The 23,689-nt window shown below is 69.3% G+C and carries 22 protein-coding genes; 3 read left to right on the top strand and 19 right to left on the bottom strand.

The features are described 5' to 3' along the window. Positions 1-14 precede the first annotated feature (14 nt). From ACZ4TW_RS07490 to ACZ4TW_RS07425, 14 genes are all read right to left on the bottom strand, one after another. Complete coding sequence (locus tag ACZ4TW_RS07490) at positions 15-881, bottom strand: type II secretion system F family protein (protein WP_465541656.1); 867 nt, start codon at positions 879-881, stop codon at positions 15-17. After that, on the bottom strand, positions 881-1,837 hold the full coding sequence (locus ACZ4TW_RS07485; RefSeq protein ID WP_465541654.1) for a type II secretion system F family protein: 957 nt from the start codon (positions 1,835-1,837) through the stop codon (positions 881-883). The genes ACZ4TW_RS07490 and ACZ4TW_RS07485 overlap by 1 nt, the downstream gene beginning before the upstream one ends. Then, a complete protein-coding gene (locus tag ACZ4TW_RS07480) occupies positions 1,834-3,360 on the bottom strand; it encodes a CpaF family protein (RefSeq protein WP_465541652.1) in 1,527 nt (508 codons plus the stop codon). The genes ACZ4TW_RS07485 and ACZ4TW_RS07480 overlap by 4 nt, the downstream gene beginning before the upstream one ends. Then, positions 3,347-4,735, bottom strand: coding sequence for an AAA family ATPase (locus ACZ4TW_RS07475; RefSeq protein ID WP_465541650.1), 1,389 nt, complete (start codon positions 4,733-4,735; stop codon positions 3,347-3,349). Before ACZ4TW_RS07475 ends, ACZ4TW_RS07480 begins: the two co-directional genes overlap by 14 nt. 4 nt (positions 4,736-4,739) lie before the next feature. Further along, complete coding sequence (gene cpaB / locus ACZ4TW_RS07470) at positions 4,740-5,489, bottom strand: Flp pilus assembly protein CpaB (protein ID WP_465541648.1); 750 nt, start codon at positions 5,487-5,489, stop codon at positions 4,740-4,742. A gap of 45 nt (positions 5,490-5,534) precedes the next feature. Further along, positions 5,535-6,527, bottom strand: a complete 993-nt coding sequence (locus tag ACZ4TW_RS07465) for a pilus assembly protein TadG-related protein (protein ID WP_465541646.1) — start codon at positions 6,525-6,527, stop codon at positions 5,535-5,537. Next, a complete protein-coding gene (locus tag ACZ4TW_RS07460) occupies positions 6,515-6,895 on the bottom strand; it encodes a TadE family protein (RefSeq protein WP_465541644.1) in 381 nt (126 codons plus the stop codon). Before ACZ4TW_RS07460 ends, ACZ4TW_RS07465 begins: the two co-directional genes overlap by 13 nt. An 86-nt stretch (positions 6,896-6,981) precedes the next feature. Then, complete coding sequence (locus ACZ4TW_RS07455) at positions 6,982-7,167, bottom strand: hypothetical protein (protein WP_465541643.1); 186 nt, start codon at positions 7,165-7,167, stop codon at positions 6,982-6,984. 414 nt (positions 7,168-7,581) lie between these two features. Then, entirely contained in the window at positions 7,582-8,247 is a 666-nt protein-coding gene (locus ACZ4TW_RS07450; protein ID WP_465541641.1) for a prepilin peptidase, read from the bottom strand. Positions 8,248-8,278: 31 nt separating this feature from the next. Then, the gene (locus ACZ4TW_RS07445; protein ID WP_465541639.1) at positions 8,279-9,835 is read right to left on the bottom strand and encodes a hypothetical protein; all 1,557 of its coding nucleotides are present in this window, start codon (positions 9,833-9,835) and stop codon (positions 8,279-8,281) included. A 141-nt stretch (positions 9,836-9,976) separates the two neighbouring features. After that, positions 9,977-11,812: a thiamine pyrophosphate-requiring protein gene (locus ACZ4TW_RS07440; protein WP_465541638.1), complete on the bottom strand. Its 1,836-nt coding sequence runs from the start codon at positions 11,810-11,812 to the stop codon at positions 9,977-9,979. A gap of 50 nt (positions 11,813-11,862) precedes the next feature. Beyond that, positions 11,863-13,242 (bottom strand): FAD-dependent oxidoreductase, encoded by a 1,380-nt coding sequence (locus tag ACZ4TW_RS07435; protein ID WP_465541637.1) that lies wholly within the window; start codon positions 13,240-13,242, stop codon positions 11,863-11,865. 35 nt (positions 13,243-13,277) lie between these two features. Next, positions 13,278-14,399 carry a polyprenyl synthetase family protein gene (locus tag ACZ4TW_RS07430; RefSeq protein WP_465541635.1) on the bottom strand — a complete coding sequence of 374 codons (1,122 nt, stop codon included), beginning with the start codon at positions 14,397-14,399 and terminating at the stop codon, positions 13,278-13,280. A gap of 105 nt (positions 14,400-14,504) precedes the next feature. Beyond that, positions 14,505-15,224, bottom strand: a complete 720-nt coding sequence (locus ACZ4TW_RS07425) for a demethylmenaquinone methyltransferase (protein WP_465541633.1) — start codon at positions 15,222-15,224, stop codon at positions 14,505-14,507. A 157-nt stretch (positions 15,225-15,381) separates the two neighbouring features. Between ACZ4TW_RS07425 and ACZ4TW_RS07420 the strand changes: the two genes are divergently transcribed. Together ACZ4TW_RS07420 and ACZ4TW_RS07415 are read left to right on the top strand one after the other, a co-directional pair. Then, positions 15,382-15,672, top strand: coding sequence for a DUF427 domain-containing protein (locus ACZ4TW_RS07420; RefSeq protein WP_465541631.1), 291 nt, complete (start codon positions 15,382-15,384; stop codon positions 15,670-15,672). 32 nt (positions 15,673-15,704) lie between these two features. After that, positions 15,705-17,009, top strand: coding sequence for an isochorismate synthase (locus tag ACZ4TW_RS07415; RefSeq protein ID WP_465541629.1), 1,305 nt, complete (start codon positions 15,705-15,707; stop codon positions 17,007-17,009). 13 nt (positions 17,010-17,022) lie between these two features. Here ACZ4TW_RS07415 and ACZ4TW_RS07410 read toward each other — a convergent pair whose 3' ends face one another. The 3 genes from ACZ4TW_RS07410 to ACZ4TW_RS07400 form a co-directional block, all read right to left on the bottom strand. Next, a complete protein-coding gene (locus tag ACZ4TW_RS07410) occupies positions 17,023-17,880 on the bottom strand; it encodes a PPK2 family polyphosphate kinase (RefSeq protein WP_465541627.1) in 858 nt (285 codons plus the stop codon). Between the two features lie 205 nt (positions 17,881-18,085). Further along, complete coding sequence (gene menD, locus ACZ4TW_RS07405) at positions 18,086-19,900, bottom strand: 2-succinyl-5-enolpyruvyl-6-hydroxy-3-cyclohexene-1-carboxylic-acid synthase (protein ID WP_465541625.1); 1,815 nt, start codon at positions 19,898-19,900, stop codon at positions 18,086-18,088. After that, positions 19,893-20,330 (bottom strand): PLD nuclease N-terminal domain-containing protein, encoded by a 438-nt coding sequence (locus ACZ4TW_RS07400; protein ID WP_465541624.1) that lies wholly within the window; start codon positions 20,328-20,330, stop codon positions 19,893-19,895. The genes menD and ACZ4TW_RS07400 overlap by 8 nt, the downstream gene beginning before the upstream one ends. Before the next feature lie 74 nt (positions 20,331-20,404). Here ACZ4TW_RS07400 and ACZ4TW_RS07395 point away from each other — a divergent pair, with 74 nt between their 5' ends. Then, a complete protein-coding gene (locus tag ACZ4TW_RS07395) occupies positions 20,405-20,755 on the top strand; it encodes a DUF4229 domain-containing protein (RefSeq protein WP_465541622.1) in 351 nt (116 codons plus the stop codon). A 522-nt stretch (positions 20,756-21,277) separates the two neighbouring features. Here the strand turns inward: ACZ4TW_RS07395 and ACZ4TW_RS07390 are convergent. Both ACZ4TW_RS07390 and ACZ4TW_RS07385 read right to left on the bottom strand, forming a co-directional pair. Further along, positions 21,278-22,291 (bottom strand): 1,4-dihydroxy-2-naphthoate polyprenyltransferase, encoded by a 1,014-nt coding sequence (locus tag ACZ4TW_RS07390; RefSeq protein WP_465541621.1) that lies wholly within the window; start codon positions 22,289-22,291, stop codon positions 21,278-21,280. Between the two features lie 147 nt (positions 22,292-22,438). Next, positions 22,439-23,659: an AMP-binding protein gene (locus ACZ4TW_RS07385; RefSeq protein WP_465541619.1), complete on the bottom strand. Its 1,221-nt coding sequence runs from the start codon at positions 23,657-23,659 to the stop codon at positions 22,439-22,441. Positions 23,660-23,689 lie beyond the last annotated feature (30 nt).

Here is a 23,689-nt window from a genome sequence, read left to right as displayed (position 1 = left end):
ACTGCGACCCAGCTTCAGCTCAGAAAGAGCGTGCCCACGATATCGAGGATGGCCGGTGTCAGGACGACGATGAAGAGGACGGGAAGCAGGCAGAACACGAGAGGGAAAATGATCTTCACCGCGATCTTCTGCGCCTGTTCCTCGGCGCGCTGCCGTCGCTTCAGGCGCATCTCACTCGCCTGCACTCGCAGTACGTCACCGATTGCAATGCCGTAGGCGTCGGCTTGAACGACGGCGCGCACGAATCGGCGCAACTCCTCGACATTCGTCCGTTGCTCGAGCTCGTGGAATGAATCGCGCCGAGTGCGGCCAAGACTCATGTCCTGCAGCACACGAACGAGTTCCTCGGCAAGTGGCCCATCCCCTCCCCGTGCGGCCTTCGCCATTGCGGCGTCGAAACCGAGGCCCGCCTCGACCGCGATCGTCATCTGATCGAGCGTGTCGGGGAGAGCCCGCCCGATCTTCTCCTGACGATCATGCGCCCGGCTGTTGATGCGGACATCCGGTACGAAGAACAGCATCAGGGTGCCGGCCATCGCGAGCAGGATTCGCAGGGGATGAGCGTCAGCGAGGACGACGAGAGTGCCGATCAACGCGCCGCCGAGGCCGAGAAGGACCTTCCATTTCAGAATGCTTCCCACGGTCACTGCCGGAGGGCGGCCGGCAAGGACGATCTGACGGTCGAGCCACCCGATATAGCCCTGCGGTGCGGCAGCGACAAGCGAGCGACCGTTCGAAGGTTGCTGGACTACCACGCCCCCAACCTCGACAGACTCGTCTGTTGTCGTTCGCCGTCCCGGAAACAGCAGGAACACGAAAGCTGCGGCGCCGAGGACGGTGGCGGCAATTCCTACCCAGACGATGACCGTCGAAGCTTGCATCAGAACTTCACTTTCACGGCTGCATTCATCCAGAGGCTGCCGACGATAAGCAGAAGGAACGCCACGACGAGCGCAATGGTGCCGATGATGTTCGTGAAAAAGACGGAAACGTACGCCGGCTGAAGGAACATCAGAGCGAAGAACACGAAGACGGGCAAGGCGATGAGAATGATGCCGGACAGTCTGCCTTCGGCACTCAATGCCCGAACTTGGCGCCGGATCTCGTTGCGCTCGCGGATGGTACGGCCGACCTGGTCCAACACCTCTGCGAGGTTGCCGCCCGTCTCGGCGTTGATCGCCACCGCTTGGGCGACCCATTCGAAGTCGACGCTGCGCATCCGCTGGGCCACGACGGTGAGGGCCTGAGGAAGCGGCCGCCCGAGTCGGGCCTCGTTCACCACGCGCGCCAGTTCCTCACCCATCGGTGCATCTGCTTCAGCGGCGACCGCCGCGACGGTGCGTGAGAATCCGTGCCCGGCGCGAAGTCCGCCTGCGAGGAGCTGTACAGTGTCATCGATCTGATCCGCGAACTTCGCGCGGCGCGAGCTCGTTCGGACGATGAGAACGATCTTGGCAACGACTGGCGCGAGAATCGCGAATAGCAGAGCGAGCAACACTGCCGATCCGTTGAGCAGGCCCAGTACCGCACCGAAGAGCGCGAGCACGCAGGCCGCCGACGCAACATAGATGGCGAACTGGGAGGGAGTCGCCTTGATACCCGCCAGTTCGAGTTCCTGTTCGCCGAAGAGCCGAGCGCGACCCTTCGCAAACGCCTCGTCGACCGCCCCGGTCGCACGATTGGATGCGTGACGCAGAAACGAAATGCGCTCCACACCGGGTGCAGTGCGACGGTCTGCGGCGATGCGCGGAGCCGGCGGCGCAATTACGAAAAAGACGACCACCAGAGCTGCGAGCAGGCTCACAACCATGCCGGCGATGAGGAGCAGTGGCGTCACAGTATCTCCCCGATGAGCCCCGTGCGTGGAAGGTGGAACAGCGACATGGGAAGTTGGATGCCGTGGTCGGCGATGCGTTCTGCGAATCGCGGCCGGACGCCCGTCGGCTCGAGACGACCGAGCAGCCGACCTTCCGAATCGAAGCCCCGACCATAGTCGAACGAGAACGCGTCCTGAAGCGTGATGATGTCACCCTCCATGCCATGCACCTCGGTGACATGGGTGACGCGACGTACTCCGTCCTTATGGCGCCCAATCTGCACGATGATGTCGATGGCGGAAGCGATCTGCTCGCGGATCGCGCGAAGCGGCAGATCCATTCCCGCCATGAGCACCAGAGTCTCCATGCGCGATACGGCGTCGCGCGGGGAATTCGCGTGCACGGTCGAGATGGATCCCTCATGACCGGTGTTCATCGCTTGTAGCATGTCGAGGCTCTCTGCACCGCGGACCTCGCCGACGACGATACGGTCCGGGCGCATGCGTAGTGAGTTGCGGACGAGGTCGCGGATACTGATCTCACCTCGACCTTCGATGTTGGGCGGTCGGGACTCGAGGCGCACGACGTGGTTCTGCTGCAACTGGAGTTCGACGGCATCCTCGATCGTGATGATGCGCTCGTCGGCGGGGATGAAAGCGGAGAGAACGTTGAGCAACGTGGTCTTACCGGTACCCGTACCGCCGGACACCAAGATGTTCAGCTTCGCTCGGACGGCGGCGTCGAGAACCGTCGCGGACTCGCGCGTGAGGGTTCCGAAGCCGACGAGATCCTCGACAGTGAACGGCGTGCTCGCGAACTTCCGAATCGTCAACGATGCGCCATTGACCGCGAGCGGCGGGATCACAGCGTTGACGCGGGAGCCGTCTTCGAGCCGAGCATCGACCAGCGGCGATGACTCGTCGATGCGTCGGCCGACCTTCGCCACAATCCGTTCGATCACACGCCGCAGCTGTGCCTCGCTCGTGAAGCGCAAAGCCGATTCGAAGAGACGTCCATTGCGCTCGATGTAGATCTGGTCGTGGCGGTTCACCATGATCTCGGTCACTGACGTGTCCGCCAAGAGCGGCTCGAGCGGGCCGTAGCCGAGGACATCAGCCCCAATCTCGTCGATTAGGCGGTTTCGCTCGGCAGTAGTCAACGCGAGCTGCTCACCCGCGACGATCTCGGCAAGCTCCGCCCGGGCGATGTCGTGGAGCTGTTCCTCGGTGAGGCTGGGGTCATTCAGCCGGGCGCCGATGCGACCGAACAGCTCCTCAGCCGCCTTCTCTTTCACCGGCGCAAGGGCATCGAACGTGGAAACGGATTCGGTTCGCGGCCGGTCGGCCAGCAACGTTGCCGCGGGCACATCGGTCGACGAAGTCAAGATGAGCGCCGGATGCCCGTCATCATCAGGTTGGAAGAGCCGCGGCTGCTCAACTGGAGGATGCAGCTCGAGCGGCATCGACGGCTCCAGCACCGGCGGATGCTCGGTACCCGTCGACGTAGACGTGCGGATGGCCCTGAGTCGATCATTGAGGCTCAAGGACTCGCCTCCTTCGTGTGGTTCGGGAACGCTTCGGAAGCTCGTCCCGAGCGATCCTGGCGATGATCTCGCGTAGGGCCCGCGCGGCGGGGTCGCGAGGATCGTCATGGATCAGAGGTCGGCCGCGATTGCTCGCGAGCACGACAGAGGGTGATCGCGGCACCTCGACATCGATCGGTGCACCGATGATCGCCGCAGCGTCCTTCACCGTGAGGCCCGCCATCCGGTCACTGAAGTTCAGCACGACGTGTCGGTTCGCAGGCATCAACCCCAGCGTGGCCAGTAGGGACAGCTCGGCGCGAAGCGCTCGAAGACTTGCGACCGCCATGTTGGTGACGAATACAGCGTCGGTGACATGCTCGAGCACGTTGAGCGTGTGCTCGCCGAGCCCGGGGGTGGTGTCGACGATCACGTAACGGAACACGCCCCGGAGGCGTTCAATGAGACGACTTACGTCGTGGGGCTCGACCCCGTCGCCGAGTTCGGGAGAGGGCGCGCTTGCCACGACGAAGAACCCGGCGGAGTGATGCGTGAGCGTCGTCTTCAGGACCAGCTCGTCTGCGGCCTCAGGTGCGACGGCATCCACGATCGTGTGCGTCGGCTCAAGGGCGAGTGCAACGCTGACGTCACCGAACTGCAAGTCCGCGTCCACGAGGACGACTGAGTTCGGAGTGACGCCTGCGAGACCTGTAGCCAGATTGATGGCAAGCGTCGACTTGCCCTGGCCGCCCTTCGGGGCGACGACGGCGATCGCCTCGCTCCGCTCCCCGGGAGGCAGCGGCGGAAAGAGCCACTCGGGCTCGCTGCTCGAGGTGTCGCTCTCCCCTTCGGGCTCGGGCTCGGCCTCCCCGGAAGAATCCTCTTGGCGATCCGACGCGACGCTCTCACTGGAGGCGTCGAGCATTGTGTCGACATCCGGCCCGGATTCGACAACGCCCGAATTCGACTGGAGATCCGTTTCCTCAGATAGCGGGATATCGAAGTCGGCCCGCTCCGCGCGACCATTCGCAACAAGCCAATCGGCGAGCCGATCGAAAAGTTCTGTAGTTACTTGATCGCTCGCGAGCGGGCTCAGCACAGCGTGAATGGAGAGTTCGTCGACCCAGTCCTCAAGGTCGGCTCGCTGCTCGCGCACGACGATGAGGCCGACATCGGGGTGGCGCTCGACCAGCCCGCGGGCGAGCTCCCGCGTTTCCTCGAAATTCAGCACCGGCCCAAGCAACGCGATCCGCGGAACCTCGTTCACCATATCGAGCACGAACTCTGTGCCGAAGCTCAGGAATTCGCCTGTGATCACGCTGAGACGGGAGCCAAGCAGCTCACGTACCCGAGCCTGGTAGTCGGTCGATCTGCTTACCAGCAGGAATGGCGTCATGACGTCACCCGAAGATGTTCTCGCCGCTGCGGGAGACAGATCCGTTGGGGTCCGCGGACTCCGGCTCGAGCGTCAGCCAGATGCCGCCGTTTCCATCCTCCTGTTGCTCAGCCGCATAGACGAGCTTCTCGATCTCGGCCGTCGTCGCGGCGAAGGTCACCATCACTGTGCTGACTTCGGTCGATGTCGACTCATTCTCGCCGACCGTCACCGTGCTTCCCGGCGTCACGCGAGTGACGAGCATTCGATGGAACATGAACTGTGTGATGGCGAGACTCTCGGTGGCCGATGGGCTCCGGGTCGCCGTCGTGTAAACCACGCCGACCGTGGCGCCTGGCCGTACCTCGCCGCCCACGACGCGCTGCACGGAAAGCGGGACCGTCACCTCCTGCAGCCCCTGGGGCACGGGGATCTCCCCCTGTGCAGCGAGGACTGCGGGCTCCGCGAAGCGCGAGGCGAGCAGTTGCTCTCCGGGAAGGACGGGATCGAGCGCGACGAGACCGACAAGCGACTCCAGATCAGTCACCCGATCCTCGTTGAGGTTTCGTGCGGGGAGCTGATCCACCGTCACGAACTCCCCGATGCGCTCACCCTCGGTACCCTGAGGGATCTCGGTCTCGACGATGTAGACATCCTCGAGTTCGGCTCCGTCGGCTGCTCTCGCGTCAGCGCCGGTCACGTAGTTCACCAGGACGAAAGCCCCGGCCACCGCCAAGAGCAGGGCAACGATTGCGCCGATGATGCGGGTCTTCATGAGGTGGTTCCTAACTGCGGGTAGATCGCAGGCATGTTTCGATAACTATTCGGTGAGTCGCACGACCATCAAGCCGTAGTTCGGTCCGTTGCCGACCTCGAACGCCTCGCCGAGTTCGACATAACGAACGAAATAGCCTTGGATGCCTCGAGCGTTTCCAGTGAAGGTGGGCGGAAGCGCCTGTCCGTTGAGATAGATCTCTGTTCCGCCTCGAGTCTTCACGCCCGTGATAGTGAAGGCGGCGAACCGGGAGATGGTGTAGCGGACAGGGTCGTTCGGGTTGCTTCCTGTGCCCTGTGCGAAGTCGTATAGCGGGACCAGTACCGTTTCGCCGAGGAGATCTTCCGCGAAGCCAGCCGGGCACCCGGTGCCGACCTCATTGTTTCCCGTCGTGCCGATAACGATCGCATCGTCAGCGACTTGGACGGAGCAATCGGCGTCTGCAAGCCAACCGAAACCCCCTGGTCCTCCGCCAGGGCACGACGCGTTCGTATCATTCCTGATGAGAATGCGGGTGGGGTTGTCGAAGTCGTACCCCGCCAGCCGTTCCGTGAGCTCGCACTCGGCGATCGCGAGCGGGATGGTGCGTCCCGAAACGGGCACGCCCCATTCCGCCTTGGCGGTCGCCTGGACGGTGGTTTCCCAGACGCCCGGCAGGAATGCCGACGCGAACGGGTGCCGGATCGTGGCGTCCCCATCGTCGATCGTGGAGGTCGTAACGCGGACCGAGCCGCTGTTGCCGATCACCGCGAACTCGGAAAGCGCGGAGGCGGCTGTGGTGTCGTTCGCATTCGTTCCTGCGAAGTTGGCCGCGACGCTGTTCGCCTCACCGGTGCAGTTCGCCGGGTCACTACCGCAGTTCTGTGCGACAGCCAACGCGGCCGCATCCGCGCCATTCTGGAGCTGGCCCTTCTCCCAGTAGAGCATTCCGACGTCGGCACCGAGCGCCGCGACGGCCAGCAGTGGCACAGCCGAAACCGCCACCCAAATTGCGACGGCACCTCGCTCATCCCGTTTGGGTCGGTTCAACCACCGCATCGCATACTCCCCCGACCCTCCATCGTGTTCGGCGCGAGCGCCGTAAGCCACCCCGTGAGGTCACCCATCGGCTGACTCACGACCACCGTGACCTGGTCATCGGGAGCTGGTCCGCACACTGACGGGAAGCTGACCGTGGAAGAGCCGGCCACCTCGGTAACCCTGCTCCGCGCGGTCGTGCTCGCATTCGGATCATCGTGATGCACAGCCATGATTCGAGCCGCCTCTCGGGCGGCCGCAGTCACGCGCAGCTGCTGATTGAACACCCAGCCGAGGTCGATAATCGCGAGCATGATCACGAGCAGCACTGGCACGACGAGTGCGAATTCGACGGCAGCAGCGCCGTCTTCCTTCCGATGCCGGGTCATCGGGCTCTCCGATCATATGTACGCTTCGGCCGCGCCTGGGTGGGCGCGGCCGAAGCGACTCTGCAGACGTCGTCGCAGCGCTGCGACTAGAGCTTGCTGACGATGTCGGTCTGAACGAAGGAGCTGATCGCGGGCGCGATGAGCGCGAGCGCGGCGACGATGGCGATCGAGGCGACGCCGATGATGAGCGCGTACTCGGTCGCGGTGGCGCCGGTCTCTTCGTCCTTGAGCGAGTTGATGCGGGCCTGCGCCTGCGTGATGAGCTTGAGCATGATGGGCACCCTTCGGGTCTAACTGAGTTGGGGACCGCCTACACGCGCAAGCGGTTTCATGAACGTAGCCGGGCGTCCTTCTGGCGGGATACGCCCCAGTTCGGGGTTCCCTACGAATGGGGGTGCAGGCGCCGGGCAATGAGACCATCTCGTTATCCGAGGACTGCTATAGTCCGCGAGCGCTCTCCCGCCGATCACGTCGACCCTCCTTTTCGGGCGATCCAACCCGGCGGCGGGCATGTGGAGGTTCGCACTTCGAGCTGACGGTATCGACTCTGCTCACCCGACGACCAATCCCCCCTTCGGGGCTCACCCGAACTGGGGGGAAACACGCCGCCGCTTCAACCGCCAATCCACCTCACGCTCGGTATTCTGCGCCATTCATGCCGTGAGGAATTGGAAACCCACACCGCTCTATACGGCGCTCGGTGCAAGCGTCACCACAGCAAGTAGAGCCCCAATGAGCATCGACGGCCCGAAAGGGAGGGAACCGCGAATCGTGACGCGTCGCAAAATGAGCGCGACCATCGCGACGATTCCGCCCACGACGAATGCGCCGAGAAGCCCGGCGACCCAGGCGTTGAAGCCGAACCAACCGAGAAGCCCTCCGAGGGGAACGGCGAGCTTGACATCGCCCATCCCCATGGAACGTGGGGAGACGACCGCCAGTGCCAAGTAGAAGGCAGCCATGGCCAGCGCCCCGGCGAGCGCCCATCCGAGTCGCGCCCATTCCTCGGTTACGGCCGAGGCGACGACGAGCAGCACGACGGTCGCTGCTGTCGTGGAGCCCACCACGGCATTCGGCAGCCGATGCTCGGTGAGATCCACGATCGACAGGACCACTCCGGCGGCCGCGAGCGCGAGCACCGCCGGAAGCACGGGAACGATGCCCAGACGCCAGGCGAGGACTCCGAAACAGACGGAGGTCGCGAGAGCCGACCAGAGCCGGAGCCGGCGAAGCGGCATTCGCGACGTCGCCAGGCGGTGAATCGAGCCGTCAGCCCACGCCGCAAGCGGCCATGCTCCGAGAATCGCTCCGACGAACGCGGCAGCGAGTGCAAGCGCGAGCGCGGTAGGCATGGGGAGCAGCGTATCGGGCCAGTCGCGGCGATCAGCGACGCGTCCACAGGGCGTAGCCATCGAGAACTGCGTCGCGTTGCCACTCAGGATCGTTGTCAAGAGCAGCGATGGCGGGAAAGGCGACCCCCGTGCCGGTTGACAACGGGAGCACGACGCAGTCCGCGCCCGCCGGCACGGGGTCGGCGGCTGCGAAGATTCGATTCGCCTCGATCAAGTGCTCACGGCCGTAGAAATCCGCCCGTCCATCGAGCCACACCTTCACGTCGGGACGTGCGAGGATGATCGGCCCTGCCGTCGCAGCGTCCGAAAAGAGCGAGCAGCGCGCCGGAAGGAGCTCCGCAATCCGAGCTTCCGCCGGCTTCGCACCCTTGGCGGTGGCGATGATCGCAAGTGGAAGCAGGACCGCTGCAATCCCGATGAACACCACTGCCCAGAAATGACCCGAGGCATACTCGACGAGTTTTGGACGCGCGAGTCTTCCCCCGAGACGCTGTCGTTCGTGGATGACGTCAACGAGGGCCGTGCTCGCGGCTGCGATGACGGGCAGGAGAAGGAGCAGACCGACCGCGAGGAAGCGGATGGCGAAGATGCCCGCGAGTGTGACGGGCACCCCGATCATGGCCAGTGGCACAACGAGTCGACTGCGAGGAGCGAAGCGGTCGCCACGTCGCACGAGCCCAATGACCCAGTATGCCGTCCCGAGCGCTACCGTTACCGCCACGGCCGCGACAGGGATCCAGCGGAGTTCCCCAAGATGGATTGCGGTGAGAACAGAGGTCCACTCGATGATGAGGCCACGGCAGATCTCGCCGACGATTCGGGAACGCTCCATTGTCAGGGCCACGCCATAGGGCGACAAAAGGCAACCTCCGAGTAGCCCAATGCCACCCGCGGCGGTGAACGCGATCCGCTGCAGAGAGCTCAACCCAGGTGACAGCCACCAGGCGACGGCCCACATCAGCGCGACGGCGCCAGCGAGCAGCATGTACGAAAGGTGCACCCAGTTCCCGACGAAGGAGAAGGCGAAACCGGCCACGGCGACAGTGGCGGTGCCGTTCAACGTGCTTCGTCGCGTGCCAACGCCGCCCCACCACCAAGCGAAAAGGGCAGCTGCGAGGAGCGATGCCTGAACGACGACCGTCGCTCGCGCGGAGAGCGCTGCCGACGCGACGAGCAGCACGGGCGCGAACGCGATGAGCGTAGGCAGCGCGCGGGCGCCCGCGATCCGGGATGCAATGGCAGCGCATGCGAGGAGAACGGACAGCGCGACGAGCGCGACCCAGAACAGCCCCCAGTACCCAAAACCTTGCCAGCTCGCGCCCAGCACGACATTCCAGGCGGGGGAATTCGGGTACCACGTGCCCTCGGCGGACCAGCTCCACGTATCTGCCCGCGCAATCGATGATCCTGCGAGTTGCTCCATCCCTGCCCGCGCCGACCAATACTGGTCACGCTCGGACGGAAAGCCCGACCGCACCGCTGCCAGCATGGCAAGAAGTGCGATCGTGAGCCCCCAGCGAAACCGCTCTGATCTAAGGACGCGCTGCATCCGCTCCGGGCGGGTGGGCGGGCGCAGGAGCTCGGTCATCTATGAGGTTCCTTGTGTAACGGTTCGGGTCAGCCGAAAGCCAGCGCACGCCGAATCGGGTCGGCGTGCGGAAGTCCAGTCGGCATCGCGTCAGTCAACATCACCACCTAGCGTTCGCTCCATCCCCCGTTCGGGGCGGCGTCACGCATGCTTCGCTGACCGAGGCGGCTCGCCCTCGATGCGCACGTACTCGTCGTACAGGGCCAGCGCGTGCGCGGCGCCCTCCGCCTCGAGCCCGGCGCGCATCGTTTCGCGCGCCTCGCGCGCCTGCGGCAGCGGCGGCAGCAGTGGAACATCGCGGTCGCTGACGAGCTGGATCACGGTCGGCCGGTCCGCCGCGAACGCGCGCTGCCACGCGCCATCCACATCGGACGGCGTGTCGACGATCTCACCCCGCAGGCCGAGCAGCTCCGCGTACCGCGCGTACGGGAACCGCGGCAGCCGCTGGCTGGTCGCGAAGCGCGGCTCGCCCTCGACCTCGCGCTGCTCCCACGAGACCTCGGCGAGGTCGCCGTTGTCGAGCACGAGCACCACGAAACGCGGGTCGTCCCACGACGTCCACCGGTCGGCGACGGTCACGAGCTCGGCGATCCCGGTCATCTGCATCCCGCCGTCGCCCGCGAGCACCACCGCCGGCCGGCCGGGGAACGCGAGCTTCGCCGCGATCCCGTACGGGACGCCGCATCCCATGCTCGCGAGCGTGCTGCAGAGATGCGCATCGGCGTTCTGGGGCAGGCGCAGCTGCCGCGCGTACCAGTAGACGACGCTGCCGACATCGAGCGCGACGAGCGCGTCATCGGGCAGGTGCTGGTTCAGTGCGCGCACCGCGAACTCGGGGTTCACCGGGTCAGCGGATGTCTCGGCGCGCGCGTCCGCGATGCGCCGCCAGTCGCGCACGTGCTCGGCGACCCGCTGCCGCCATCCGTCGACCTCCGTCCGATGCATCCGCACCGCCAGCAACCGGAGGGTCTCGCCGGCATCGCCCACCAGCCCGACCTCGACGGGGTACCGACGGCCGATCGCGCGCCCGTCGAGGTCGATCTGCACCGCGCGCGCCTGACCCGGCGCGGGGTAGAACTCCGTCCACGGATCGCTCGAGCCGACGATGAGCAGCGTGTCGCACTCGGCCATCACCCGGGCGCTCGCGGTCGTGCCGAGATGCCCCATCGTGCCGGCGGCGAACGGCAGCGACTCGTCGACGAGCGGCTTGCCGAGCAGGCTCGTGACCACCGCGGCGCCCAGGCGTTCCGCGATCGCGATTACGTCGTCGATGCTGCGACGAGCGCCCTGCCCGACGAGAACGACCGGCCGCTTCGCCTCGGCGAGCAGCGCCGCGGCGCGCTCGAGCTCGCCGGGGTCTGGCAGGACGCGCGGCGAGCGGTAGCCGACCGCCGTCGTGAGGTGTCCGTGCTCGGCCGCGGGCTCGGCGGCCGGCTCGTCCTGCACGTCATGCGGCACGATCACGACCGTCGGCGAGCGCGTCGCGAGCGCGGTGCGCACCGCCTGGTCGATCGCGGCCGGCACCTGCTCGGGTGACACGACCATGGTCGCGTACTGCGCCGCGACATCCGCGAACAGGCGCAGCAGGTCGACCTCCTGCTGGTACTCGGTGCCGAGCACCGTCCGCACCTGCTGGCCGACGATCGCGACCACGGGCACCCCGTCGAGCTTGGCGTCGTACAGCCCGTTCAGCAGGTGGATGGCGCCGGGCCCCTGCGTCGCGGCCACCACGCCGACCCGGCCCGTGTACTTCGCATGTGCGACCGCCATGAACGCGGCCGTCTCCTCGTGCCGCGCCTGCACGAACTCGGGCGCATCCGGCGATCGCCGCAGCGCCAGCATGACGCCGTTGATGCCGTCGCCGCCGTAGCCGAAGATGCGGTCGACGCCCCACTCGACCAGCCGGGCCACGATCGCGTCGGCGACGGTCGGCTGGCGGGCTTCCTGGGCGTCGGAGTCCTGCGCGGGTGAGTTCATCCGGCCACGTTAGGCCGGGGTGGCGGCGGATGCTTCGGGGTTGACAGTTGTCAGAGCTCGGCGCGGGAGATCGAGACCATCTCGTCGCGGGGCACGACCTTGACGCGGGCACGCTCCTCGGCGCTGCCGAGGGCCTGCTCGTGCTCGTCGAGGCGGTGCCATCCGTCGAGGTCGGTCCAGCGGATACCGCGGGACTCGAGCATCTCGATCACCGACTCCTCGGACGGCGACTCGGGCCGCCACCAGTTGCCGAGGTCGTTGATGACGTGCTTGATCGTCTCCATCGCGTCGGACTTCGTGTGCCCGATGAGCCCGACCGGGCCCCGCTTGATCCAGCCGGTCGCGTACACGCCGTACATCTGCCGCGAGTGTCCGGTTTCGGGGTCGCTGATCAGCACCTGGCCCTCGTGGTTCGGGATGACGCCGAGCTCGCGGTCGAACGGGATGCCGGGCAGCGGCGAACCGTAGTAGCCGACCGCCCGGTAGAGCGCCTGGATCGGGATCTCGCGGATCTCGCCGGTGCCGACGACCCCGCCCTCGCCGTCGGGGGCCGTGCGCTCGTACCGGATGGCGCCGACCCGGCCGGTGCCGTCGTCGACGATCTCGAGCGGCTTGGCGAAGAAGTGCAGGTGCAGTCGGCGCGAGGCCTGTCCGGTTTCGCGCTTGCGCCACTGCTGCAGCACCTTGTCGATCACGAAGACCTGCTTGTTGCCGGCGACGGCGGCGCGGGCGGCGTCGTCGTAGTCGAAGTCCTCGTCGTAGACGATCATGTCGACGTCGCGCAGCTCGCCGAGCTCGCGCAGTTCGAGCGGCGTGAACTTCACCGAGGTCGGGCCGCGACGGCCGAAGACGTGCACGTCGGTGACGGGCGACGACTTGAGCCCTTCGTAGACGTTCGCCGGGATCTCGGTCGGCAGCAGGTCGTCGGCGTGCTTGGCGAGCATGCGCGCGGCGTCGAGCGCGACGTTGCCGTTGCCGATCACGCCGACCGACTGCGCCTCGAGCGGCCACTCGCGCGGGTAGTCGGGGTGGCCGTCGTACCAGCTGACGAAGTCGGCCGCGCCGTACGACCCCTGCAGGTCGATGCCCGGGATGTTCAGCGACGCGTCGCGCACCGCGCCGGTCGCGAAGATCACGGCGTTGTAGTGCTTCTTGAGGTCCTCGAGGGTGATGTCGGAACCGAACCGCACGTTGCCGAAGATGCGGATGTCGCCGCGGTCGAGCACCTCGCGGAGGGCCGTGATGATGCCCTTGATGCGCGGATGGTCGGGGGCGACGCCGTAGCGCACCAGGCCGTACGGCGCGGGCAGGTGGTCGAACAGGTCGATCGACACGTCGAAGTGCCGCTCGGCTTTCAGCAGGATGTCGGCGGCGTAGATGCCCGCGGGCCCGGCGCCCACGATCGCCAGTCGCAGCTTGTTCCTCGTCACCGGCAGGGGTCCTTCCGTACTGGACGGGAGCGCGCTCAACTCGAGCGCTCCACGATGGTGTCGGCGAAGCGGGTCAGCGCCTTCTTCACGCTGCCCTCGGGCACGGGCGCGAGCGCCGCGACGGCCTCGCGCGCCCAGCGGTGCGCCTCGAGGAGCGTCGCGCGCGTCGCCTCGTGCTCGCGCAGCTCGGCGACGAGGCCGTCGACGGTCGCGCGCGACGGCACGATGCGAGACGCGAGCGTGTTCGTGTCGAGCGGGTCGCCCGCCTCGGCGGCCGGCGTCGGCAGCACATCGCGACGGATCCGTTCGAGCAGGTCGGCCGACGCGGCATCCGTCTTCGCCAGCTCTTCGAGGCGCAGCAGCGGCAGGGTGACGACGCCCGCGCGCAGGTCGGTGCCGGGCACCTTGCCGGTCTCTTCCGGCTGCGGCGACAGGTCGATGACGTCGTCGATGAGCTGGAACGCGACGCCGATCTTCTCGCCGAACGCGATGATCGGCGCCTCGAGCGCGGAGTCGGCGTTCGAGAACACGATGCCCGACTGCGCAGCCGCCGCGATGAGCGAACCGGTCTTGTCGGCGAGCACCTGGATGTAGTGCGCGATCGGGTCTTCGTCGGGGTCGGGCCCGACGGTCTCGTTGAGCTGGCCGAGCACCAGCCGCTCGAAGGTGTCGGCCTGCATGCGGATGGCGCGCTCCCCCAGCTTGGCCATGAGCTGGCTCGCGCGGGCGAACAGGAGGTCTCCCGTGAGGATCGCGACCGAGTTGCCCCACACCGTCTGGGCGGATGGCACGCCGCGACGCCGGTCGGAATCGTCCATCACGTCGTCGTGGTACAGCGAGCCGAGATGGGTGATCTCGATCGCCATCGCCGCGGTCACGACATCGTCGGTGACGCCGGCGCCGAGCTGGGACGTGAGCAGCGTCAGCATGGGGCGGACGCGCTTGCCGCCCGCCTCGAGCAGGTAGCGGCCCGCGACATCGGCGATCGTGTCGGCGAAGTGGACCTCGTCGACCAGGCCCGACTCGACGCGCTCGAGCCCGGCGTCGATCGCCCTCGCCATCGCCCGGTCGGCCGAGGAGGCGAACACCCGCTCGCTGAGGCCGAGGTTGGCGGCGAGTGTCGACCCACGTCGGACGACCGGATGGCTCGGATTCACGTCGCCCAGCCTACCGAGAGCCAGCCGAGCGGATGCTGCGAGCTTGTCGAACGCGGACCGGCTCGCACTCCGTCGTGGCGGGTCCCGATATGGGCGCTTCGCGCCCTACGCGGCCGCCGCGGTCGCCGGCTTGCGCCCGCGGTGGAGTGCGACGATGCCGGCCGTGAGGTTGCGCCACGCGACATCCGACCACCCGGTCTCGCGGATCCAGCCCGCGAGCGTGGGCTGGTCGGGCCAGGCGTTGATCGACTCGTTGAGGTACTCGTACGCGTCGTCGTTCGAGCTCGACAGCTTGACGAGCGGCGGCATCACGACCTTCTGGTAGAAGTCGTAGCCCGCGCGGACGATGCCGACGGGCGGATGCGAGAACTCGCACACGACGAGGCGCCCGCCCGGCTTCGTGACCCGCAGGAACTCGGCGAGCGCGACCTTCGGTTCCTTCACGTTGCGCAGGCCGAACGAGATCGTCACCGCGTCGAACTCGTCGTCGCCGAACGGCAGCGCCATCGCGTCGGCCTCGACGAATACGAGATTCTGCACGTGCGCCTGCCGGCGCCGACCCTCCTCGATCATGCCCGGCGAGAAGTCGGCGGCCACGACGCTCGCGCCCGACTTCGCGAGGCTCGCGCTCGACGTGCCGGTGCCGGCCGCGACATCCAGGATCTTCTCGCCCCGCTTCGGCGCGACCGCCTTGGTGGTCGCGGCGCGCCACAACGTCGCGTTACCGACCGAGAGCACCGTGTTGGTGCGGTCGTAGCGCGCGGCGACCCGGTCGAACATCGCCGAGACGTCGCGCGGGTCCTTGCCGAGGTCTGCCCGCGTCATGCTGCGAGTCTACGGTCGGCCGCTGGGCGACGGCGGTGAGCGCCGGACTTGCCGAGTTGGGCATCACCTGCCGGAAACCTGTGAAAACCCATGCAAAGGGATGGAACCGGGCGCTCGGCACGTTGACTGAGGATGACACGAGAGGAATGGCAACGACATGGGCATGAAGGCGATCTGGAACGGCACGGTCATCGCGGAGTCCGACGACACGGTCGTCGTTGAGGGCAACCACTACTTCCCGCGCGAGGCTATCCGGCCCGAGTACTTCGCCGACAGCGAGAACCGCAGCGTGTGCCACTGGAAGGGCACCGCCAGCTACTTCCACGTCGAGGTCGACGGGCAGCGCAACCCGAACGCCGCCTGGTACTACCCCCAGCCCTCGGCGGCCGCCGAGGAGATCCGCGACCGTGTCGCGTTCTGGCGCGGAGTCGACGTCGTCGCTGCGTGAGCCGTGATGCCGGCCCGGCGTAGGCTGGTCCGGTGACGCGAACGGATGCCGCGGCGCCGCCGGCCGCCGATACGAAGCTGCGCGTCCGCACCGTCCCGGTCGACGAGACGGCGCCGCTCGTGCCTCGCCTCGATCCGCGTCATCCGCTGCTCTGGATGCGTCGCGGCGAGGGCATCATCGGCCTCGGCGAGGTGCTGCGCATCGAGACGGCCGGGCCCGACCGCGTCGCGCGTGCGGCCGACGGATGGCGTCGGCTCGCCGCCGCCGCCGATGTCGACGACCGCGTGGGACTGCCCGGCAGCGGGCTCGTCGCGTTCGGCGCGATCGCCTTCGCCGACGAATCGGCCGCGACGAGCGTGCTCGTCGTGCCCGAGATCGTGCTGGGCCGGCGCGACGGACGCGCGTGGGTCACGCGCATCGAGCTGCTCGACGCGACCTCGGCCGCCCCGGCCCCGCCTGTCGAGCTGCCCGAGCCCGCCCCGAAGCGCGACGTGCCCCGCGTGCGCTTCGACTCGGGCGCCATGCCGCCCGAGACATACACCGCCGCCGTCGGCGAGGCGGTGCGCCGCATCGACGCCGGGCTCTTCGAGAAGGTCGTGCTCGCGCGCGAGATCGTCGGCGAGCTCCACGAAGATGCGGGGCTGCGCGCCGCGCTCGCCAAGCTCGCCGACGACTACCCCGACACCTGGGTGTTCGCGGTCGACGGTCTGATCGGCGCGAGCCCCGAGACGCTCGTGCGGGTCGACCACGGAACCGTGTCGGCCCGCGTGCTCGCCGGCACCGCGTCGCGCGGTCGCGACGCGACATCCGACCGCGCCCAGGCCGCCCGCCTCGCGGCGTCGCACAAGGACCTCGCCGAGCACGCCCTCGCGGTCGAGAGCGCCGTCGCGACACTCGCCCCCCACACCGCGCGGCTCGACGCGAGCCCCGAGCCGTTCACGCTGCAGCTGCCGAACCTGTGGCACCTCGCGACCGACCTCAAGGGCACGCTCGGCGACGGCTCGAGCTCGCTCGACCTGGTCGCCGCGGTGCACCCGACCGCGGCCGTCGCCGGTACGCCGCGCGAGGTCGCGTTGCGTGCGATCGCCGAGCTCGAGGGGTTCGATCGCGGTCGTTACGCGGGCCCCGTCGGCTGGATCGACGCCGACGGCGACGGCGAGTGGGCGATCGCGCTGCGCTGCGCGCAGGTGTCGCCGGATGGCACGGTCCGGGCGTATGCCGGTTGCGGCATCGTCCACGACTCGGTGCCGGCCGACGAGCTCGCCGAGACCGCGATGAAGTTCCGGCCGATCGTCGAGGCGTTCGGCGCACCGCCGCCCTCGCCGCCGATCCCGTAGTTCCCGCCCGCGGTCAGCTCACCATGAGGCGCTGCCGCTGCTCCTCCACGTCGAAGTCGGCGACGGGCCAGTCGAGGCGCATCGCCTCGAGCGCCTCGATGAGCAGGTGCTGCACCGCGAGCCGCGCGTACCACTTCCGGTCGGCGGGCACGACGTACCAGGGCGCGTGCGGCGTCGTCGTGCGGTCGAACACCATCTGGTAGGCCTCGCGGTACCGCGGCGCGAGCATGCGCTCGTCGATGTCGCCGGGGCTGAACTTCCAGTGCTTGTCGCGCCGCTTCAGGCGCTTCAGCAGCCGCTGCTTCTGTTCCTCCATCGAGATGTGGAGCATGACCTTGATGATCGTCACGCCGGACGCCGCCAGCTCGGCCTCGAACTCGTTGATCGCGTCGTAGCGCCCCTCCATCTCATCGGGCGGCGCGAGCTCGCGCACCTTCGCGATCAGCACATCCTCGTAGTGGGAGCGGTCGAAGACGCCGATCATCCCGCCGTCGGGCAGCTTCTTGCGGATCCGCCAGAGGAAGTCGTGCTCCAGCTCCTCGTCGGTCGGCTGCTTGAAGGCGGCGTACTGCACGCCCTGCGGATCGACGGCGCTCATGACGTGCTTGACGATGCCGCCCTTCCCCGCCGTGTCCATCGCCTGCAGGATGAGCAGGATCCGACGCGGGTCGTCGCCCATCTGGTTCCCGGCGAAGAGCATCTCCTGCTGTTCCGCGAAGATCGCTGCGCCCTGGGCGAGCGACTTCTCGGCATCGGCCCGCGCGCCCGCGAAGCCCGGCGTGCCACGCGGTTCGACCTCCTCGAGCCGGAATCCCTGCCGGACCCGCAGCACCTCGGACGGATCGGTCGCCCAGTACGTTTCGAGACCCACATCGCTCCCTTCATCGCGGCGCGTGCCGCTGTGCTCATCTTCGAGGGGCGACGGATGCCGCGGCAAGGGGTGGCGCTGCGTCGCGCCACCGTGCCCAAATCCGCGGAGATACGATCGGGCGCGCCGCCACTCGCGCGGAGACCTCGGCGTGCCGGATCGTATATCCGCTGGATTGGACGGGTGGCGTCCGGGCGGATGCCGCGCCTCAGCGCGCGAGCGGCACCTCGAGCAGCGTCGGGCCGGTGACGGCGGTGCCGAGCGCCTCGTCGAGCTCACCGCGCGTCGCCGCGCGGCGGTACTCCCAGCCGTACCCACCGGCGAGCGCCGACAGGTCGACCTGCTGCGGGGTGTACTGCACGCGGTCGAATGCACCGGCGGGGGCGGAAGCCGCGACCTCGAGCGCGTCGAAGATCGTGCCGCCGCCGTCGTTGCCCACGACGAGGAGCACGCGCGGGCGCGCCTCGCCCGCGCCGAGGAGGAGCGACCCGACGTCGTGGAGCAACGTGAGGTCGCCGATGATCGCGCGGGTCGTGCCGCGCGCGGCGGGCGCGGGAGCGTCGGGCGCGCCATCCGTCGCCTGGCTCGCGATCGCGATGCCGAGCGCGGTCGCGACCGTGCCGTCGATGCCGGCGAGTCCACGATTGGCATGCACGGCGATGCGGCGGCCGGGCAAGACGCGGTCGGCGTCGCGGATGAGTCGCGAGGCGCCGAACACGAGCCGGTCATGCGGCCACGTCGCGGCCCAGACCGCCTCGACGAGCATGCGGCGGTCGACGGGCGTGCGGATGCGCGCCAGCTGGTCGCGCAGGTACGCGCGCTGCGCGGCGAAGTCGGACACGTGGCCGGTCTCGTCGACGCCGCTGCGCGGGCCAGCGCCATCCGCCCCGCCTCCCGCAGCCGGCTCGTCGAGCAGCGTGCGGCTCGCGCGCACCCAGCGCCCGGTCCACGCGCGCTCCTCGGCGGAGGGCTCGTGCGGCTCGGCGGCGACCGCGCGCTCGAATCGGCCGACGGCATGCCCGGGGTTGTACCACTCGATCCCGGATGGCGCGACCGCGACGACCTCGACGCCCTCGCGCTGCACGAGTGCGGGCACCTCGCGCGACAACGTCGGGTGCCCGAACACGATCGCCCGTTCCACCTCGTCGCCGAAGCCGGGTTCGCGGAGCAGCTCGCGGTAGGCGACGACGAGGTTCGGCCCGAACCGGGCGCCGCTCGAGACCTCGGCGAGGAGCGGCCAGCCGGCGGTGCGCGCGAACTCCTCGGCCCCGGGCCCGGCTCCGGCGCCCGCGATCACGATTGTGCGCGGGCCGTGCGCGAGTCGTGCGACGGGCACGTCGGCGTCGGCGGCCTGGGTCTCGGCTGCGGTCGCGCGGGCGACGGATGCCGCGGCATCCGCCCTCAGCACCGACGCGTCGTCGAGCTCGACCGCCGACGACAGCGGTTCCCGCAACTGCAGGTTGAGGTGCACGGGACCGGGCCCTGGGTGCGGGACGGGCCGGCCGTCGGCGTCGACGCCGAGCGCCGCGCGGACGGCATCGCGCGCGAGGCGAGCCGCGCCATCGGCTTCACCGGGGCGCCCCGCAGGTGGTGGGACGTCGTGCTCGAGGCGCACGGCGCCGGCGAAGATGCCGGGCTGCATCGTCGTCTGGTTCGAGCGGATGCCGCGGAGCTCGGCCGGGCGGTCGGCGGTCGCGAGGATCAACGGCACGCCGGCGTGGTGCGCCTCGAGCACGGCCGGATGCAGGTTCGCCACGGCCGTGCCGGAGGTCGTGACGACGACGGCGGGGCGCGCGGTCTCGACGGCGAGGCCGATCGCGAGGAAGCCCGCGCCGCGTTCGTCGATGCGCACGTGCAGCCGGATGGCGCCGACCCGCTCGAGCTCGGCGGCCGCGAGGGCGAGCGCCTGCGAGCGAGACCCGGGCGCGACGACCACATCGGTCACGCCGGCGCGGACGAACTCTGAGAGCAGGGCGAACGACGACGCGGTCGCGGGACTCGCAACCGCGCGCGCGTCACGCATTCGGCCGGCCCGACGGGCCGGGCTCTCCTGGGGTGTCGGTGCCGGTGTCGGGTCGGCGGTGGTCGCTGCCGAGCGCGTCGTCGGGTCGCGGACGGTCGGACGGAGTGTCGTCGTCGAGCTCGGCGAGCTCCTGCTCGAGGCGGCGGATGCGCTCCTCGTGCTCGGCGTCGGCGCGAAGGCGACGGAGGAACTCGGGATCGTCGTCGGGCGCGTTCGATCGCGGGCCGACCTTGCCGACGCGGACGGCACGGCCGCGGCCCACGAGGAACCACAGCAGCCCGCCGATGATCGGCACGAGCAGGATGACCACGATCCACCAGCCGCGCGGCAGACCGCGGATGCGGGAGCGGTCGAAGAGCGCGCAATCGACCGCCGCGTAGATCGTGAAGACCACGGCGGCGACGCCGAGGATCACCCAGAGGCGGACCATGCACCGATCCTACGCGCGCTGAGTCACAGTCGGCTGGGAGCGGTCACCCAGATTCGCCCGCCTACACTGATCGCGTGAAGGCCGTCCCCGTCTGGCTCCGCTACACGCTGCTGCGCGTGCTGCTGTTCGCCGCTCCGCTGATCGTGCTGCTCATCGCGGGCGTCACCCCGTGGATCGCGGTGCTGGTCGCCGCCCTGTTCGGATTCAGCGCGTCGCTGCTCTTCCTGCGCCGTCAGCGCGAGGAGTTCGCGAGCGGCCTCTACACGGCGCGCCACCGGGAGGCGCCCACGGCGGGTCGCGACGACGCCGAGGCCGAGGATGCCGCGATCGACGCGACGCACGCGGCTCCCTCCGGCGCCCCGACCGACGGCGGCTCCCAGGCCGACTCCCGCGCCGACACGCGCGACCGCCGCGCGGCGGAGTAGCCGCGCCGTCCTGGCGACCGCGTCCCGCCTTCCCGTCGCCCTCGGGCGCACCGCGATTCCCGTGAACGCAGGCGCCGATCGCATCGACGTGGCTGACGCCTGCTCAACACTCTCGCTCTGCCATTCCCGGGTTCGTGCGGGTGCACCCGCAGAAACCCGGAACTCGCGAACGCAGGCGCCGATCGCGTCGACCAGCTGACGCCAACACGCTCGCCCTCCCATTCCCGCATTCGTGCGGGTGCACCCGCAGAAACCCGGAACTCGCGAACGCAAGCGGCGGTCGAATCGGGCGGGCCCAGCCCGCGCCAGCTCGGCACGCTCGTCCTTCCATTCCCGGGTTCGTGCGGGGTGCACCCGCACGAACCCGGGATTCGCGAGGTCAACGCCGGTCACGTGGACTTCGCCTCATGTGAGGGCGCGTTCACGTGAGCGGAGCGGACGACATGGCGGAGGGCCGGGCCGCCGGGGCAACGCGACCGGGGGCGGAAACCGGCGCCGCGCGCCATCCGCTCGACCCGCGGATCAGAGGGCGAAGACGAGCCCCAAGCCGATGCCGTAAGCGAGCGCCGTGAGGCTCGCGAGCTGCAGCGCGGTGATGAGCTCGCGCGGCGTCCGGCCCCAGCCGACGATGATGCACGCGGGAACCGCGGCGAGCAGCGCGAACAGAACGAGCCACGCGGTCGGGTACAGGAACGCCCAGAAGACGACCACCGCGAACGGCAGCAGCATGAACAGCGCGAACAGGATGCGCGAGACGAGCGGGCCGACGAGCACCGAGAGCGTGCGCTTGCCCGCGGCGCGGTCCTGCTCGATGTCGCGCAGGTTGTTCACCATGAGCACCGCGCACGCGATCAGGCCGACGCCGGCGCCGCCGGTCCACGCTTCGAGGTTCACCGTGAGCGCCTGCACGTACGCCGAGCCGGCCGTCGCGACGATGCCGAAGAACACGAAGACGAACAGCTCGCCCAGACCGTAGTAGCCGTACGGGCGCTTGCCGCCCGTGTAGAACCACGCCGCGACGATCGCGACCGCGCCGACCGCGAGCAGCCACCACTGCTGCGTGATCAGCACCAGCGCGAGGCCTGCGACCGCGGCGACCGCGAAGAACGCCAGCGCGACCGCGAGCACCCGCTTCGGGGGCACCATCCCGGAGCCGGTCAGGCGCGCCGGCCCGACGCGGTGGGCGTCGGTGCCCCGGATGCCGTCGGAGTAGTCGTTGGCGTAGTTCACGCCGATCTGCAGGGCCAGCGCCACCACCAGCGCGAGCACGAAACGCCACGGATGGAACGGCTCGTCGAGGTACGACGCCGCGACCACGCCGGCTCCCGTACCGAGGGCGACCGGCGCGATCGCGAGCGGCAGCGTGCGCAGGCGCGCACCCCCCACCCAGTCGCGCCAGGTGATCGGGCCGCGCTGCACCTGCGGCGCGGCGGCGGCCCTCGCGGGATTGCCGGAGCGTCCGCTCGTGCGGCCCTTCGCGGCGGGCTTGGCGGGCGGGTTCATGCGCTGGGGTTTCGGGCGGGCCACGCGTGCCATCGTATTCGGCGAGCGCTCGGGCGCACCTCGGCTGCGGCTATCGTTGCGCTGTGCGGCGGCCCGTGGCCTCCGTTCGACCCGAGTGCGGTCAATGGGACGGGACGGCTCCCGCCGAACAAGAACACTCGGGGTTGGCCGCGCGCCGCGCTACCGGGTGTCCGGAGGCCCGAGCGCGCCGCGGGCGAGCGCCGCTGCCGCGACGCGGTCGGGCTTGCCCGACGCGAGTCGCGGGACGGCGGCGACCGGGATGAGCGACACGGGACGGGCCGCGGGCGGGAGGCCCGCGGCATCCGTCGCCGCGCGCAGCGCGTCGAGCGCGCCAGCCGCCTCGGCCGCCGCCCCCGAGGCGACGATCGCCGCTCGCTCGCCCCACTCGGCGTCGGGCACGACGACCGCGACCGCGTCGCCGAAGCCGGGCACGGCGTGCACGGCCCGCTCGACCTCGCCGAGCACGACCTTGACGCCGCCCGAAGTGATGACGTCGTCGGCGCGGCCCGTGACGCGGAGCACGCCGTCGGCGTCGATCGACCCGAGGTCGCCCGTGCGGTACCAACGTGTGCCGTCCGGGTCGCTCGTGAAGGCCGCGGCGGTGCGCGCGGGGTCGTCGAGGTAGCCGTCGGCGAGCGTCGGTCCGCCGAGCTCGAGCCGGCCGTCGACGGCCCCCGCGCGGACGCCGGGCAGGGGCCGGCCGTCGTAGACGCATCCGCCCGCGGTCTCGCTCGACCCGTACGTCCGCACGATCCGGGCGCCGAACGCCGCCGCGCGCTGGACCAGCGCGGGGTCGACGCGCTGGCCGCCGACGAGGATCGCCGCGTAGAACGCCAGCGTGCGGGCGAGGTGACCGGATGGCTCGGCCTCGGCCGCCTCCACGATGCGCGCGAGCTGCACGGGCACGAGCGAGGTGTACCGCGGCAGCGCGTCGCGCGTGCGCATGATGCGCATGGTCGCCTCGGCGAATGCCTCGGGCGTGAACGGGCCGTCGGCGATCGCGACGATCGGCGTACCCGCGACGATCGAACGGATGAGCACCTGCACGCCCGCGATGTAGTGCGCCGGCACGGCGAGCACCCAGCGGCCGTGACCGCCGAGCGCGGCCGCCGTCGCCTCGGCGCTCGCGCGGAGCGCCGACGACGACAGCAGCACTCGCTTGGGTGCGGCCGTCGATCCCGAGGTCTCGACGACGACCGCGACGCCGTCGTCGACGGAGGCGACAGGGGCGACCTCGGCGACCGTGCGAGTGTCGCCGTTCGCCCCGAGTGCGGCGGGTGCCGGCACCGGCCACACCGCGGGCCCGCCGTCGAGCGCGGCCGCGAGTGCGTCGCGCAGCGCCGCGACATCCGTCACCGGAACCTGCAGGAGCGGTTTCACCGCCGTACCCGCCCGCCGACCGTAACCGGC

The organism is Agromyces sp. NPDC029043 (genome assembly GCF_055564615.1).
Note: the sequence above shows the minus strand (reverse complement) of the source record. Positions and strands in the feature narration are given on the sequence as shown.

Coding starts and splice junctions, on each gene's coding strand:
- ACZ4TW_RS07420 (WP_465541631.1), top strand. CDS start 15,382: ATGGGCATGAAGGCGATCTGGAACGGCACGGTCATCGCGGAGTCCGAC.
- ACZ4TW_RS07460 (WP_465541644.1), bottom strand. CDS start 6,895: ATGACCCGGCATCGGAAGGAAGACGGCGCTGCTGCCGTCGAATTCGCA.
- menD (WP_465541625.1), bottom strand. CDS start 19,900: ATGCGTGACGCGCGCGCGGTTGCGAGTCCCGCGACCGCGTCGTCGTTC.
- cpaB (WP_465541648.1), bottom strand. CDS start 5,489: ATGAAGACCCGCATCATCGGCGCAATCGTTGCCCTGCTCTTGGCGGTG.
- ACZ4TW_RS07400 (WP_465541624.1), bottom strand. CDS start 20,330: ATGGTCCGCCTCTGGGTGATCCTCGGCGTCGCCGCCGTGGTCTTCACG.
- ACZ4TW_RS07475 (WP_465541650.1), bottom strand. CDS start 4,735: ATGACGCCATTCCTGCTGGTAAGCAGATCGACCGACTACCAGGCTCGG.
- ACZ4TW_RS07465 (WP_465541646.1), bottom strand. CDS start 6,527: ATGCGGTGGTTGAACCGACCCAAACGGGATGAGCGAGGTGCCGTCGCA.
- ACZ4TW_RS07490 (WP_465541656.1), bottom strand. CDS start 881: ATGCAAGCTTCGACGGTCATCGTCTGGGTAGGAATTGCCGCCACCGTC.
- ACZ4TW_RS07390 (WP_465541621.1), bottom strand. CDS start 22,291: ATGGCACGCGTGGCCCGCCCGAAACCCCAGCGCATGAACCCGCCCGCC.
- ACZ4TW_RS07425 (WP_465541633.1), bottom strand. CDS start 15,224: ATGACGCGGGCAGACCTCGGCAAGGACCCGCGCGACGTCTCGGCGATG.
- ACZ4TW_RS07450 (WP_465541641.1), bottom strand. CDS start 8,247: ATGCCTACCGCGCTCGCGCTTGCACTCGCTGCCGCGTTCGTCGGAGCG.
- ACZ4TW_RS07440 (WP_465541638.1), bottom strand. CDS start 11,812: ATGAACTCACCCGCGCAGGACTCCGACGCCCAGGAAGCCCGCCAGCCG.
- ACZ4TW_RS07455 (WP_465541643.1), bottom strand. CDS start 7,167: ATGCTCAAGCTCATCACGCAGGCGCAGGCCCGCATCAACTCGCTCAAG.
- ACZ4TW_RS07445 (WP_465541639.1), bottom strand. CDS start 9,835: ATGACCGAGCTCCTGCGCCCGCCCACCCGCCCGGAGCGGATGCAGCGC.